The organism is Methylomonas sp. EFPC3 (assembly GCF_029643245.1).
GTDB classification, from domain to species: domain Bacteria; phylum Pseudomonadota; class Gammaproteobacteria; order Methylococcales; family Methylomonadaceae; genus Methylomonas; species Methylomonas koyamae_B.
The window spans coordinates 1,595,614-1,609,282 of the sequence record NZ_CP116398.1 but is presented as its reverse complement, the minus strand read 5'-3'; the positions used below and the strand labels follow the sequence as shown (position 1 = coordinate 1,609,282).

General features: G+C 54.8%; 17 protein-coding genes. 15 read left to right on the top strand and 2 right to left on the bottom strand.

Features of this window, described 5'->3' with window-relative positions; genetic code table 11:
• The first annotated feature begins 5 nt into the window (after nt 1-5).
• The 7 genes from rsxG to PL263_RS07260 all read left to right on the top strand — a co-directional run bounded on the left by rsxG (nt 6) and on the right by PL263_RS07260 (nt 5,092).
• Nucleotides 6-749, top strand: a complete 744-nt coding sequence (rsxG, locus tag PL263_RS07290; RefSeq protein ID WP_278212369.1) for an electron transport complex subunit RsxG — start codon at nt 6-8, stop codon at nt 747-749.
• 94 nt (nt 750-843) lie between these two features.
• The gene (locus PL263_RS07285) at nt 844-1,566 is read left to right on the top strand and encodes an electron transport complex subunit E (protein ID WP_278212368.1); all 723 of its coding nucleotides are present in this window, start codon (nt 844-846) and stop codon (nt 1,564-1,566) included.
• Between the two features lie 12 nt (nt 1,567-1,578).
• Nucleotides 1,579-1,842, top strand: coding sequence for an RnfH family protein (locus PL263_RS07280; protein ID WP_140912213.1), 264 nt, complete (start codon nt 1,579-1,581; stop codon nt 1,840-1,842).
• A gap of 3 nt (nt 1,843-1,845) precedes the next feature.
• Nucleotides 1,846-2,043 (top strand): (2Fe-2S)-binding protein, encoded by a 198-nt coding sequence (locus tag PL263_RS07275; protein WP_278212367.1) that lies wholly within the window; start codon nt 1,846-1,848, stop codon nt 2,041-2,043.
• Between the two features lie 28 nt (nt 2,044-2,071).
• A complete protein-coding gene (gene bfr / locus PL263_RS07270; protein ID WP_140912211.1) occupies nt 2,072-2,536 on the top strand; it encodes a bacterioferritin in 465 nt (154 codons plus the stop codon).
• A 317-nt stretch (nt 2,537-2,853) separates the two neighbouring features.
• Nucleotides 2,854-4,149 carry a sigma 54-interacting transcriptional regulator gene (locus tag PL263_RS07265; protein WP_278212366.1) on the top strand — a complete coding sequence of 432 codons (1,296 nt, stop codon included), beginning with the start codon at nt 2,854-2,856 and terminating at the stop codon, nt 4,147-4,149.
• 13 nt (nt 4,150-4,162) lie between these two features.
• A complete protein-coding gene (locus PL263_RS07260) occupies nt 4,163-5,092 on the top strand; it encodes an HDOD domain-containing protein (protein WP_278212365.1) in 930 nt (309 codons plus the stop codon).
• Between the two features lie 109 nt (nt 5,093-5,201).
• On the opposite strand, the gene PL263_RS07255 is transcribed toward PL263_RS07260, so the two are convergent.
• Nucleotides 5,202-6,587: a LysM peptidoglycan-binding domain-containing protein gene (locus PL263_RS07255; protein WP_278212364.1), complete on the bottom strand. Its 1,386-nt coding sequence runs from the start codon at nt 6,585-6,587 to the stop codon at nt 5,202-5,204.
• Between the two features lie 295 nt (nt 6,588-6,882).
• On the opposite strand from PL263_RS07255, the gene PL263_RS07250 reads away from it, so the two are divergent.
• From PL263_RS07250 to PL263_RS07235, 4 genes are read left to right on the top strand one after another with little or no spacing between them, the layout of a single operon-like run.
• A complete protein-coding gene (locus PL263_RS07250; protein ID WP_140912207.1) occupies nt 6,883-7,596 on the top strand; it encodes a methyltransferase domain-containing protein in 714 nt (237 codons plus the stop codon).
• 2 nt (nt 7,597-7,598) lie between these two features.
• On the top strand, nt 7,599-8,051 hold the full coding sequence (gene rnhA, locus PL263_RS07245; RefSeq protein ID WP_278212363.1) for a ribonuclease HI: 453 nt from the start codon (nt 7,599-7,601) through the stop codon (nt 8,049-8,051).
• An 11-nt stretch (nt 8,052-8,062) separates the two neighbouring features.
• Nucleotides 8,063-8,335, top strand: a complete 273-nt coding sequence (locus PL263_RS07240; RefSeq protein WP_278212362.1) for a hypothetical protein — start codon at nt 8,063-8,065, stop codon at nt 8,333-8,335.
• 13 nt (nt 8,336-8,348) lie between these two features.
• On the top strand, nt 8,349-8,600 hold the full coding sequence (locus PL263_RS07235; RefSeq protein ID WP_278212361.1) for a GIY-YIG nuclease family protein: 252 nt from the start codon (nt 8,349-8,351) through the stop codon (nt 8,598-8,600).
• A gap of 75 nt (nt 8,601-8,675) precedes the next feature.
• Here the strand turns inward: PL263_RS07235 and PL263_RS07230 are convergent, their stop codons facing one another.
• The gene (locus tag PL263_RS07230; protein WP_278212360.1) at nt 8,676-10,784 is read right to left on the bottom strand and encodes a TonB-dependent receptor; all 2,109 of its coding nucleotides are present in this window, start codon (nt 10,782-10,784) and stop codon (nt 8,676-8,678) included.
• Between the two features lie 294 nt (nt 10,785-11,078).
• Between PL263_RS07230 and PL263_RS07225 the strand changes: the two genes are divergently transcribed.
• The 4 genes from PL263_RS07225 to PL263_RS07210 are packed head-to-tail and all read left to right on the top strand — an operon-like array spanning nt 11,079 to nt 13,669.
• On the top strand, nt 11,079-11,573 hold the full coding sequence (locus PL263_RS07225; protein ID WP_278212359.1) for a nucleoside triphosphate pyrophosphohydrolase family protein: 495 nt from the start codon (nt 11,079-11,081) through the stop codon (nt 11,571-11,573).
• Nucleotides 11,574-11,583: 10 nt separating this feature from the next.
• Complete coding sequence (locus PL263_RS07220) at nt 11,584-12,462, top strand: NAD(P)-dependent oxidoreductase (protein ID WP_278212358.1); 879 nt, start codon at nt 11,584-11,586, stop codon at nt 12,460-12,462.
• 2 nt (nt 12,463-12,464) lie between these two features.
• Nucleotides 12,465-13,262: a TIM barrel protein gene (locus PL263_RS07215; RefSeq protein ID WP_278212357.1), complete on the top strand. Its 798-nt coding sequence runs from the start codon at nt 12,465-12,467 to the stop codon at nt 13,260-13,262.
• 32 nt (nt 13,263-13,294) lie between these two features.
• Entirely contained in the window at nt 13,295-13,669 is a 375-nt protein-coding gene (locus PL263_RS07210; RefSeq protein WP_140912195.1) for a VOC family protein, read from the top strand.

Here is a 13,669-nt window from a genome sequence, read left to right as displayed (position 1 = left end):
CGGCCATGAGTTCCGAACCCGCAAAACCTCAAACCGGGCTCAAAGCCGGCGAATTTTTAGAATCGGCGCGGCAACGTTGGGCTTGGTTCAGGCAAAAACTGGCGGTTTGGCTGGAACCCGATAATTTGCAGCAATTAAGGCCGCAAGTTAAATTTCAGGCCGGCGTGTTGGCCGGGTTTGCGCTGTTGGCTGCGATTCTGTTGGGCGTTGCCGACCTGGCGACCCGCGGCGTGATCGAATTGCGCTTGCGCGAAGATTTGCAGGCCAATCTGGCCCAGGTAGTGCCGGCCGAATTTCACGATAACGATCTGCTGCAGGACAGCGTGATGCTGGATGCCCGCGACAACAATCTGGGAAGCGAGCAAATCGAGGTGTATTTAGCCAAGCAAGCCGGGATGGTCAATGCGGTATGTTTCAAATTCGTGGCGCCGGACGGCTATGCCGGGCCGATTACTCTGGTGATGGGCATCGACCGCAACGGCGAAATTCTCGGCGTGCGGGTCATTTCTCACGTCGAAACGCCCGGTCTGGGCGACAAGATCGAAGTCACCAAATCGAAATGGGTGTTAGGGTTCAACGGCAAATCGCTGGATAACCTGACCGTCGAACAATGGGCCGTGAAGAAAGACGGCGGCGTCTTCGACCAATTCAGCGGCGCGACGATCACGCCGCGTAAAGTGGTGCAGGCCATCAAGCGCGGTTTGGACTTTTACAAGTCGCACCAGGCGGAATTGCTGGCTGCCGGTTAACCGTCGGTTAGCAAGCTCACTGAGCAGCGACTGCGTTGGCGCCGCCGATAGCGCACGAATCGCAACCAAGTTTTTATAAGGGAGCATAGCTGTCATGAATCTGTCGATTCTATTCTCTGCACAATACCGAAAAATTGCCCGCGACGGCTTGTGGGACAACAATGTGGTTTTGACCCAAAATCTGGCGCTGTGTCCGCTATTGGCCGTGACCGGAACCGCAACCAACGGCTTGGGCATGGGCTTGGCAACGATGGTGGTGATGGTGGCTTCCAACGCCGCGGTTTCGGTCAGCCGGCATTTGATCCCGTCGGAAATTAGGATTCCGATTTTCGTGCTGCTGATTGCGGCGCTGGTGACGCTGGTCGATATTTTTCTGAATGCCTGGATGCACGAGTTGCATAAGGTGTTGGGCCTGTTCATCCCGTTGATCGTGACCAACTGCGTGATTCTTGGCCGCGCCGAAGCCTTCGCTTCCAAGCAGCCGGTGATGCCGTCGATGTGGGACGGTCTGATGATGGGTGTCGGCTTTACCGGGGCGATGGTGGTGTTGGGGGCGATGCGCGAGATTAGTTCGACCGGTACTTTATTTGCCAACGCTTCGGTTCTGCTTGGCGAAAGCTTTCGCTTTCTGGAGACCGTGTTGATACCGGAATACAAAGGTTTCTTACTAATGGCGTTGCCGCCGGGCGGCTTTATCATGCTTGGGTTCATGGTGGCCTTGAAGCGGTTGTTGGATCGCAGAATTGCGCTCAAGCCGGCCCCGCTAGTGGAGGCGGCGGTGGAGGTGGTTGACGAGGATGCGGTCGCGGTGGAATAACAGGAGGCGAAGATGAACGTAGGGGTATGTTACGCACAGGCCGATCGGCAAATTTGGTTGCGTCTGGAAGTGCCTGACGGCAGCACCATCGCTGATGCGATCCAGTTGTCCGGCGTGTTGAAGCAAATTCCGGAGATCGATCTGGAAACGCAAAAGGTCGGTATTTTCGGTAAACTAGCCAAGCTGGATGCTCCGGTCAAAGAGGGCGACCGGGTGGAAATCTACCGTAAAATCACCGCCGATCCCACTCAAGTTCAACGGCGACGAGTGGCATAAGCGATGTATGTCTGCATTTGCAAAGCGGTGACCGATAGCCAGCTCGATGCCGCAATCGCCAGAGGGCTGTGTTCGCGCAAGCAGTTGTTCCATTGTTTCGGCGTGGGCGGCGACTGCGGCAAATGCAACAAGGATATTGCCCGAATCTTGACCGATAAATCCGCCGGACCTTTGCAGCAGACGGCGAATCATCGGCACTGACCAAACCACATTACCCAGGAGATTAGACATGCAAGGCGACAAGAAAGTTATCGAGTATCTGAACAAGGTATTGGAAAACGAATTAACCGCGATCAACCAGTATTTTTTGCATGCCCGGATGTTTAAAAACTGGGGTTTGCACAAGCTCAACGAAAAGGAATACCACGAGTCGATCGACGAAATGAAACACGCCGACAAGCTGATCGAGCGGGTGTTGTTTTTGGAAGGTTTGCCCAATCTGCAAAGCCTGGGCCGCTTGATGATAGGCGAAAATCCGCGGGAAATGCTGGAATGCGACCTTAAGTTGGAATTGCTGGCGTTGCCGCTGTTGAAAGAAGCGATCGCTTACTGCGAATCGGTCAACGACTATATCTCCCGCGAAGTATTGGAGCACATCCTGGAAAGCGAGGAAGAACACGTCGACTGGCTGGAAACCCAGTTGGATTTGATCGAAAAAATCGGCTTGCAAAACTATTTGCAGTCGCAAATGTAACCTACCTTTCGCAAACAGCGGTCGCGCCGAGAATACCTTTGGCGGCGCGACCGCCGTTTCTCGCGCGTGTTCCCAACTTCCTGTCTTTAATTCAATAGTCGCGCAGGCGGCGAAATATCAGCTTGCTTGCCGACAGGGCCGGCGAAGGTACTTCAGCGAATATTTTCCGCGCCTCGCCACCACTTTCCGCTTATGGGTTATGCTTACTCCGATTGCTGGGAGCGGCCTTGGGCTGGTTGATACGGTCGTATCCCGCCGTTGCCGTCTAGCGGCGTGAGGTTGCCGATTTTTCTATCAAAACTGCCGGAATGGAGCGTATGCCGCAAAATGCTTTTACCCTGGAATCCTTGCTGGAAACACACGACTTGCCGCTGGTTATCGTCGATGCCGGTTTGAATGTGGTAGCCGTCAACCGGGCTTGGGAATTGGGGTTCGGCGCTTCCCGGCAGAGTCGGGTAGGTAAACCGTGCTGTCCGGATAACAGCGATTGCCGGCACCGGAAAATGTTCAGAACCTTGGAATCGTATGCGGGGGTCTATCCCGATTACAGTAATCCAGAGGCGCCGTCCTCGTTAAATGTACGCGGTTTTCCGCTGTTGGATGCCGATGCCACGCTGTATCTGGGGGAAGTGCAGACACCATTGCACAAAGGCCCGTCTGTAGAGTCTGAGACCTTGATGGTAGGTAAGTCGCCAGCCTTTACCGAGTTTAAAACCCGGTTATGCCAGGCTGCCGATACTCAAGCTGCCGTGATGCTGCTTGGCGAGACCGGAACCGGCAAAGAGTTGGCCGCCGAGTTTGTCCACCGGAACTCCAAGCAGGCGAATGGCGAATTCGTGATTGTCGATTGCACCATCCTGGGTGAAGACTTGTTCGAAAGCGAGTTGTTCGGCCATGAAAAAGGCGCGTTTACCGGCGCCACTGCGGCGAAGAAAGGCCTATTCGAATTGGCGGACAATGGCACTTTGTTTTTCGACGAGATCGGCGATTTGCCGTTGTCGCAACAACCCAAGTTGTTACGGGCCTTGGAAAGCGGTCAATTTCGTCGTGTGGGCGGTACCACGATGCAAAAAGCGAAAGTCAGAGTGGTTTGTGCTACGCATCGGAATTTGGCGGAAATGGTCAAAAACGGCCGGTTTCGCGAGGACTTATTCTACCGGTTGTCGGTGTTTCCGGTGGGAACGCCGCCGTTACGCCAGCGGAAGCAGGACCTGCCGATATTGATCGACCATTTCCTGGGGCAACTCGCGGTGGGAGATGGGCGTTACAGCCTGACGCAAGCGGCGTTGGTCAAGTTGATCCAATACGATTGGCCGGGGAATATCCGCGAGTTGCGCAATTGTCTACAACTGGCCGCCGGTTTGTGTAAGGAACACAAGATTCAAGACACCGACATTCACTTTATGCAGCGTCCGGCCGAGATCGCTGAAACCGGAAACGGCGTTGCCGAGCAACGCGAGCCAACAGCCTTGACCGGCTTGGCGCAGTACGAGGCGGAATTTATCGGCAGTCTGATGAAAAAATATCAGGGCAACCGCAAGCTGATAGCGGCCGAAATGAATATCAGTGAACGAACGCTTTACCGGAAATTGAACCGGCTGCACTTGAACTAGGCCACGGGACGCGATGATGGAATCCAATTTGATCAACTGGACGCTGGACAACATCGGTAACCAGCAACGTAACGGTTTCACGCCGCCGCGGGATATGCGGGAAATGATTTCCCAGATCAAAGCGTTGCCGCCGTTGCCGGGCAGCGCAATGCGCATATTGAATCTGATCGGCGATCCGCATGCCGATGTCGCCAAATTGGCTGAAATCATTGAGCTGGACCCGCTATTGACGGCGCAAATCATCCGTTGGGCCAGTTCTTCGTTGTACGGCTACCGCGGCAAGATTACGACCGTACACGACGCGATTAGCCGGGTTCTGGGATTTAATTTCGTCCTGGATCTGGCGCTGGGCCTGGCGGTGCTGGCGCCGCTGAAATCGCCGAAGGAAGGGCAGATCGGGACTCGGATGTTCTGGACTCACGCCTTGGCCAGTACCCGGTTGATGCCGCAATTGGCGGCGGCGATGCCGGAGTCGATGCGGCCGAGTTCCCAGGAGTTGTTTCTGGCCGGTTTGATGCACAACATCGGCTTTCCGTTGTTGGGGCATCGGTTCCCTGACGAATTCAACTATCTGAGCGGCCTGATCAACGCAAATCCGAATTTGGCGATCTTTAACCTGGAAAATTTCGCGTTCGGTTTGAATCACACCGAAATCGGCGCTTGGTTAATGAATGTCTGGTCGATGCCGCGCACAATCACCGATATCGTTTATCACCACCACAACCCTTGTTATCGCGGTGAGCATCACGTGCTGAATTTGCTGACTTTTTACAGCGATTGTCTGTTGGGCAAGTTGGGGATAGGCGATGCCGCGAATCAGGCTTGTCCCGACGACGTGCCGACGCTGTTGGGCTTGGACGAGGCGGCCTGCGAACGCATTCTCGACAGTCAAAACGACGAGATCAGTTATATTCTGGCAACGGCCGAACAGTTGACGGACTGAGCACTGCTGCTACAGGCAAGCGGCGTGGAATCCCGGTTACGCTTGGTGTGATTACAATTCGACCCCGCCCCCGGATTCCGAGGGCGCCAGGATCGGGTCGCATTTGGGATTAGGTTGAAGAATGGCTGGTTTCGACCAGGATTTTCAGTTTCGAGCCGGGTTTTATGTCCGCTTTGTTGCGCGGCACATTGTTCCATTTACGCAATTCGGTAACGTTGACATTAAATTTTTTCGAAATTTGGCCCAGCGTGTCGCCCGGTTTGACGGTGTAACTGATTTGTCTGATGGCTGGTGCCGTGGATGCGACGGTGATGCTGCCGCTGGTCTTTTTAATGGTCAGTTTTTGGCCGGGTTTTAACGCGGCTTTTTTCGATAGCTTATTCCAACTGACGATGTCATCCTGATCGATGGCGAAATGCTGAGCCAGGCGGGACAAAGTATCGCCTTTCTTGACCGTATACACCTGTTTGCCGGCCGGCATCGGCGCCGAGGTTTGGGCTGCCGGTGCCGACGAGGCTAGGCTGGTAGCTTCGCCTTTTTGCGATTGGTTGGACGCCGGAATCAGCAAGATTTTGCCTTGCGCCACCGCTTCGTCTTCCAGGTGGTTGACGCTGGCAATTTCTTCAACCGTGGTGTGGTGTTTGCTGGCGATACTTTTCAGCGTCTCTTTTTTACCCACCGTATGGTGTTCCCAGCGGATGCGTTCTTCGTGCGGCAGTTCCGCCAGTTTTTCCTTGAATTTATCGGCTTTGTCGACCGGAATCAGCAAGTGCTGGGCGCCGTTCGGATCGGTACTCCAGCGGTTGTAACCCGGGTTCAGCTTCAAAAAATCGTCCAGCGGGGTTTGAGCCAGTTCCGCGGCTTTACCCAGGTCGATCTGAGATTTGACGTCGACCAGTTCAAAGTAAGGCTGGTTGGCGAATTGGTGCAAGTTGACGTTGTATTTTTCCGGATTGGCAAAGATTTTGGCGATCGCCAACAGCCGGGGGACGTAAGCCGAGGTTTCGCTATTCAGATCCAGCGACCAGAAATCGGTGGGTTGGCCGCGTTCAACATTCCGGTCCACGGCATTTTTGATATTGCCCTTGCCGGCATTGTAAGACGCCAGCGCCAGCAGCCAGTCGTTATTGAAGGTTTCGCTGAGCTCTTTTAAGAACGTGGTGGCTGCCTGGGTCGATTCGACCACGTCGCGGCGGCCGTCGTACCAGCTGTTTTGTTTCAGGCCGTAAAGCTTGCCGGTCGGCGGAATAAACTGCCACAAGCCCGATGCTTGCGCCGGCGACATTGCATCCGGGCGGAAAGCGCTTTCCACCGCCGGTAACAAGGCCAGCTCGCCGGGGATGTTTTTGGCTTCGATTTCGTTCAATATGAAATACAGATAAGGTTCCGCCCGCTGCTGGACTCGGGACAGATAGTCCGGATTACGCAAATACCAATTTACTTCGCGGTCTATCCGGGGGTGGTCGATTTCAGGCAATGCATACAGCGACAACATTCTGTCCCACAGCGTGTTATGTTCTTTGGCTGCTTCCTGCTTCTTAGACGAGCTGATAGCTTTGCCATTGCGGGTAAATACGGAAAACTTACTCGTGGAAGACTGGGTCAGATGATCTTTCTGAGCTTGTTGGCTACAACCTGTAACCAGCAAAATAGGTAGTAGATAAGACAGATGACGGGCTGATTTTTTAGAAATTGAGCGGGGCATTGTCTGAACTCGCTAAAATAAAAAAATTAGATCGTAGCATGGCTTTCTAAAATAGCCAAAAAACATAGCCTTATCGGTTGAATAGATGAAAAGACAATTCTTGTTTGCACTATACGAAACCCCAAGAGGGAAGCTGTTGCAAACCATGGAAGCCAGTTACCTGAAACGCTCGATTACCGTCAGTTGCAAACAAAACCAATTGCAAATCGGCGGACTGGGCTGGGAGAAAGAGTTCGTCGATTTTTCGCTTTACCGCAATTATCTGATTCTCGACGGCAAGGCGTTGGGCGATGCCGACGCGCTCAAAGTGGCCGCTAAGGCCTTTAGCTTGCCGATACAGACCGAGTCGATAGATTTGGTGATTTTGCCGCATATACTCGAGTTCGATGCGCGCCGGTTCCAGACTCTGCGCGAGGTCAACCGGGTGCTGAAGCCGGGTGGCGAATTGGTGGTATTGAATTTCAGTCCGTTTAGTCTGGCGGTTCGGTTTCAGTTTCTGTGGGACCGAAAAATGGCCGATTCCTGGCGCGCGCATTTCATCAGTAAATCGCGGATGTTGGATTGGTTAAAGTTGATGAATTTCGAGCTGTTGACTGCGGCCGAGTTCGGTCTCGATAGTTACACTATTTCCCACGGCAAGTTCCAAACCGGATTCGCTGCGTTGTTTGCGATGGCCTACGGCATTAGAGCGGTAAAGAGACAATATACCCTGATACCCCTGACCGTCGAAAAACGGCGTAAAACCAAATTAGCGACTGCGGCGGCGGGCTTGGAGTCGCGCTCACACGAGGATTCATAAACATGGCGGAAACGGTCAACATATACACTGACGGCGCGTGCAAGGGCAATCCGGGGCCCGGCGGCTGGGGGGTGTGCCTGGACTATAAGGCTCACCGCAAAGAGTTGTTCGGCGGAGAGGCAGAAACCACCAATAACCGGATGGAATTGATGGCGGCGATTCAAGCGCTGGAAACCTTGAACAAACCCTGTAGCGTCAGGCTGTATACCGATTCTAAATACGTGTTGCAGGGTATTACCGAATGGATGCCCAACTGGAAAAAACGCGCTTGGAAAACGGCTGCCAATCAGCCGGTGAAAAACGTTGAATTGTGGCAGCGTCTGGATTCGGCGATCCAACGCCATCGGATCGATTGGGTCTGGGTCAAGGGCCATGCCGGCGTTCCCGGCAACGAACGCGCCGACCAGTTGGCAAACCTGGGTATTCCCCCGGTTGCCGGGTTACTCAATAATTAAACAGGTGATGCATGATAGGTTCGGTAGCGGCGGCGTTAATCGCAGTATGGTTTTACAACACGGCCGCGCGCTCGGGCCGGCCGGCGATTTCCTGGGCGGTGTCCGGGGTAGTGGTCTATTTTTTGGCGGCGGTATTGTGGACGCTGGTCGTGACGCCCGCGATCAAGGACACTGCCAGCCACACTCAAAACGGCGTGTTGGTTTTTATCGTGCAGTACGCTTACATCGCGTTTGGTGCGGCGGTGGCGCTGGCCGTCAATGCCTGGTTGAATAAGTCGGCTTGACCCGGCCGGTGCGATGGCAGTTTGGTCGGTTTACATCATCGAATGTTGTGACGGTAGTCTGTATACCGGCATCACTACCGATGTCGAACGGCGGTTTCGCCAGCATCTGACCGGCACTGGCGCCAAGTATTTCAGGTCCAAGCAGCCGCTTCGGATCGTTTACACGGAGTCGGAACACGATAGGGTGACCGCCAGCCGGCGGGAAGCCGAGATCAAACGCATGGCGCGGGTCGAAAAGCTGGCAATGCTGCAATCGGCCCGCTAAGCGGACAAGTTTGTGGTGGGTTTGCAATTGCCCCGCGGCTACGTCCCTGTCAGCCGCAAGTTGGCCGGCTTGTTATCAAAAATTGACTTTAAAACCGGCTTGGACCAAACGCGGCGAGCCCGGCAGAATGCCGCGGGTCCTGTCGACGATGTAAGTCTCGTCGAGCAGGTTTTTCAGCGATACGAAGAAATCGGTGTTGATCGGTTTGGCGTGATAGGTGGTGGCGACGTTTAACACTACATAGTCGTCGATTTTGCCGGTTTGGCCGTTACCGTTGACCGGCGCCGTGCCGGTATTGGCAAAATCGCTGAATTGTTCGCCGACGTAAACCGTTTCCAGATGCAGATCGAAGCCGCTGGGATGGGCATAGCCGATGGTGGTAGTCAGGTTGTGTTCCGGCGAGTAGGGCAGGCGGTTGCCGACAAAGTTGCCGTTGGCCATCGCGATTGCCGTAGCGTTGTTGCAATCGGTGCCGGTGGCCAGACAGCGGAAAGCGGAAGTCATCTCGGCAGTACCGACCCAAGTGTAAGCGGCTTGCAGGTAAACGTTATGATCGCTGTCGAACAACGGGCCGAAGTCCTGGCGGGCCGACAGTTCGGCGCCCTGGTATAGAGCCTGTCCGGCGGCCAGCGGGGTGGAACCGCCGGCGATGCTGCCGACTGCGTTTTGCTGCAAGAAATCGGCGTGGAACAAGGTGGCATCCAATTTGGCGCCTTTATATGGTTTGGTCCTGACGCCCACCTCGTAATTCCAACTTTTCTCCGGCCCGACGTCCACGACGGTGCCGACATTGCTCAGCGTATCCTCCGCGCGCGGCGGGGCAAAGCCGCCGTGAAAACCGAAAAAGGTGGTGATCTTGTCGTTCGGCGTATGTGCGATACCGAACGCCGGCAAGATTTCGGTCAGCGTGGTATCGCCGGCGAGATTGGTCCGCTTATCCAGTCGGCGAAAATCGACGTGTTCGATACGAACGCCCGGCGTCAAACTCCAATCGCCGAGTATGAACCGGTTTTGGGCGAAGCCGGAGTAGGCATCGGTTTCGCGCTCGTTACGTTCGGCGAACGAGGTTATCGTGCCGGTCAAAAATTGTTTATTTTCCTGAATCCGCTGCTGTTCTTCGAAGTGGGCGCGGAAGCCGATGTCGAGTTCGTTGTCGATGCCCAGGGTTTTGTGGTTGACATGGAGACGCGGTTCGACGCCGTAGCTGTAGTAATCCCGCAACCGGCCCTGAATCGAGTTGCAAGCGTCGGGATTGACCGCGACGCCATTGAGTCTGGCGGTATTGAAGCCGCACTGGTTGTCGGTGGTCGTGCTGGCTTGGCGCCACCAGTCGCGGTGGAAATGCGACCAGTAGACATTGGTGGTCAACGTGGCGTTATTGTTGATGCTGTACTGGTGGGTGACTGAAGTACCCCAGCGGTCGGTCATCATCCGGTCGTTTTTAAACGGGTTGTAGCGAATCCCGAAGTTGCGCATTTCGGCGTCGGTGATGCCGGAATAGGTCAATTGCGAGTCTTCCTGGAAATAGTTGGCGCGAATGGTCAGGGCATTGCTCGCGTTGATATCGTAGACACCTTTAATGTTGAAATCGTTGATGTCGGAATGGGTATTGTCGCGGGCGCCGCGGCTTTCTTTGTGAGTGATATCGACCAGACCGCCGAAATCGCCGACCGTGCCGCCATAGTTGAAATGGCCGTCGTAAAAGTCGCGGGTACCGCCGGTAAAGCTTAGATAACCGCCGGGCTTGCTAGGCGGATTCGGCGTCAGATAGTTGATAGTGCCGGTGATGGTTTGCGGGCCGTACAAGATTTGCGACGGACCCTTCAACACTTCGATGCTGGCGAAACGTTCGATCGGCGGATGGTAATAACTGGCATTATCGCCGTAAGGAGCGTACGAGAGCGGGATGCCGTCTTCCAATAACAAGGTTTTGGTGGAGCGGGTGGGGTTCATGCCGCGGATACCGATGTTGGGCCGCATGCCGAAACCTTCCTCGTCGCGGGCATTGACGCCGGGGATTTTTCGCAACGCCTCGTTGACGTTAAACACATGGCTTTCGAACAACTCTTCCTGGGTCAGTACATTGACGGTGCCGGGGATTTTTTGCAGGGTTTCCGCGGAATCGACGATTTCCACCACCGGCATTTCCAGCTCAGAATCTTCGGCGGCGGGTGCTGCGAGCAAAATCGGAGAATGGCCGAGGAGTATGGCGATTTGACCGGGTATCAAAAGGTGTGAATATTTTTTCGGCATGGTGTTGATCCGCATCGGTAGTTTCTATATGACAAGTAGGGTATTTACCAAAGTTAACGGAAGTATACGTCCCTTAATGCAAAAGGTAAATGATAATGCATATTATTTACCATTCACTTTGGTAGTGGTGGCGTGAGTGTCTTGCGCCGCATTGGATTGGATTTTTTGCTGTTTTATTTTTAGCCCTGTACCATGCCCGGTCATTTGTTAAGTTTGGGGAAAACGATGAATAAACATCTGCAACAAGTCAGGGCTTTTCACGACACTTTCGGCATCGTCCAGCCGGAAGAAGGCGATGCCGGCTGTCTTTCGGATATGGATATTGTCCTACGCCAGGCTTTGTTGCTGGATTGCGCCAGCGACACCTTTAAAGCGATCGCCGCCGGCGATCTGGAAAAAATACTCGCCGGTTTGGTGGACTTGGCGTTCAACGCATTGGCGGCCATTGCGACCCGCGGCGACGATGTGGTGACAGTTGCGGCCAACTGGCGCCAGGACGGTTCGGTCTTGTCGGTGGTCAGGGTTTTATCCGATAAGGTCAACCAATGCGCATCGGGCGAAACCGTGCATTACTCGGGTTTGTATTCCATCTGTGTGCATCTGGCGCAGCGTTTCGTCAATGCCGATTTCGACCAGGCCTTCCAAATTTTGCAGCGCCATCTATTAAGTGGGCAGGGCGATTCGGTACGGATCGACTTGAGTCCGGCTTTGTTCGAATAAGCGGGCTACTATGCTTGGGCGACCCTACAAATTAGGTTTCGTCGGCATCGGCCTGATGGGCCGGCCGCTGGTGTTGCGCCTGCTGCAAGCCGGTGACCAGGTTTGGGTGTGGAATCGAAATCCGGAAAAAACCAAGCCGGTAGCCGAGGCCGGTGCCGTGGTTTGCGGTTCCGTTGCCGAACTGGTGCGCGCAGTCGATGTGACGATTTTATGTTTGTCGGATACCGCCGCCGTAGAACAGGTTGTCGCAGGCCAAATATTGGACAACGGCGGTCCCAGTAAATTGCTGATCGACTTGTCCAGTATCGACCCGGAAGCCACGCGGCGGCTGGCCCGTGAATTGGAATCCGCGTGCGGCATGGCTTGGGTCGACGCCCCCGTTTCCGGCGGCACCGCCGGCGCCGAGCAAGGAACTTTGGCCATCATGGCGGGAGGGGATGCGGCCGATATCGCCCTTGCGCGCGAGGTGCTGCGGCCTTTATACAGCCGCCTGACTCATATGGGGCCGGTCGGTAGCGGCCAGACCACCAAAATTTGCAATCAAATGATCGTCAGTTGCAACGTACTGGTGATTGCGGAAATGATGGCCCTGGCCAAAGCGGCCGGCGTTGACTCGGCCAAAATACCGGAAGCTTTGGCCGGCGGTTTCGCCGATTCCAAACCCTTGCAAATCGTGGGGCCGGAAATGGCGGCAGAGCGTTTCGAACCGGTGAAGTGGCGGGTTAAAACCTTGCTGAAGGATTTGAACATGGCGGCCGAACTGGCTACCAAGCAGGGCAGCGCGGTGCCGATGTCCGGGCTGGCGGCGCAACTGATGCAATTGCACGGCAGTCGCGGATTTCTGGAGCAGGACCCTTCGACCTTGGTCAAGCAATATCTCCGATCTTAACCATGTTGCAGTTTTCGGCCAATCTCAGCCTGCTTTTTAACGAATATCCGTTGCCGCAACGGTTCGCTGCCGCCAAGGCCAGCGGTTTCGATGCGGTAGAAATTCAGTTCCCCTACAGCGTTCCGGCCGCGGAATTGCGGCAGCTATTGGATGACAACGGCTTGCGGCTAGTGTTGTTCAATGTCGATGCCGATACCTTGCTGCAAGGCGGCGAAGGTCTCGCCGCGGTGCCGGAAAAGCGGCAGGATTTTCAACGGGCAGTGGAACAGGCGCTAGGCTATGCCGAACTGTTGCGGCCCGGAGCGATAAACGTGTTGCCCGGCCGCTGCCTGAACTCGGAACGGTTGGCCGAATTCAGGGCAACCTTTCTGGAAAACCTGGATTATGCCGTTCGGGTGTTTGCTGAGCGAGATATCATCACCGTTTTCGAAGCGGTGAACAGTTTCGATATGCCGGGATTTATTGTCGATAGCAGCGCGCAGATGCTAAAAATACTGCACGACTTGAATCATCCGCAATTGTGTTTGCAATACGACATTTATCACATGAGCCGGATGGGCGAGGACTGCGCCGATTTTCTGCGCCGCCACATTGGCCAGGTCGGCCATATCCAGTTTGCCGACTGTCCGGGACGCGGCCAACCGGGTAGCGGGGCAGTGGATTTTTCAGCCTTGTTCCAAATTATTCGCGATTCCGATTACGCTGGCTGGACCGGAGCCGAATACCGGCCAAGCGCAGTAACCGCCGATAGCCTCGCTTGGCTGAAAAGCTGCTCGGCAGGCAATATTCGCGGGGTATAATCCAAGTATTGTCCAATTGTTAGACCAGAAATATGTCCAAGCATAACTTCACGATTCACCATGCCAGTCTGATTGTTTCCGATACCGAGCAGTCGCTGCGTTTTTATCGGGATGTACTCGGCATGCAGCTTATCGAACGTCCGCCGTTGCCGTTTCCGGGAGCCTGGCTGGCAATCGGCGACCAGCAGATCCATTTGTTGGAGCTGGAAAACCCGGATCCGACTACCGGTCGGCCGGCCCACGGTGGTCGCGACCGCCACGTGGCGATGCATATCGATTCGGTGGACGCGTTGCGGAGCGATTTGGAGGCGTCCGGTGTTGCTTATACGCTAAGTATTTCCGGACGTCGGGCCTTGTTTTGCCGGGATCGCGACGGTAATGCGCTGGAGTTCATCGAGCGGGCTTGA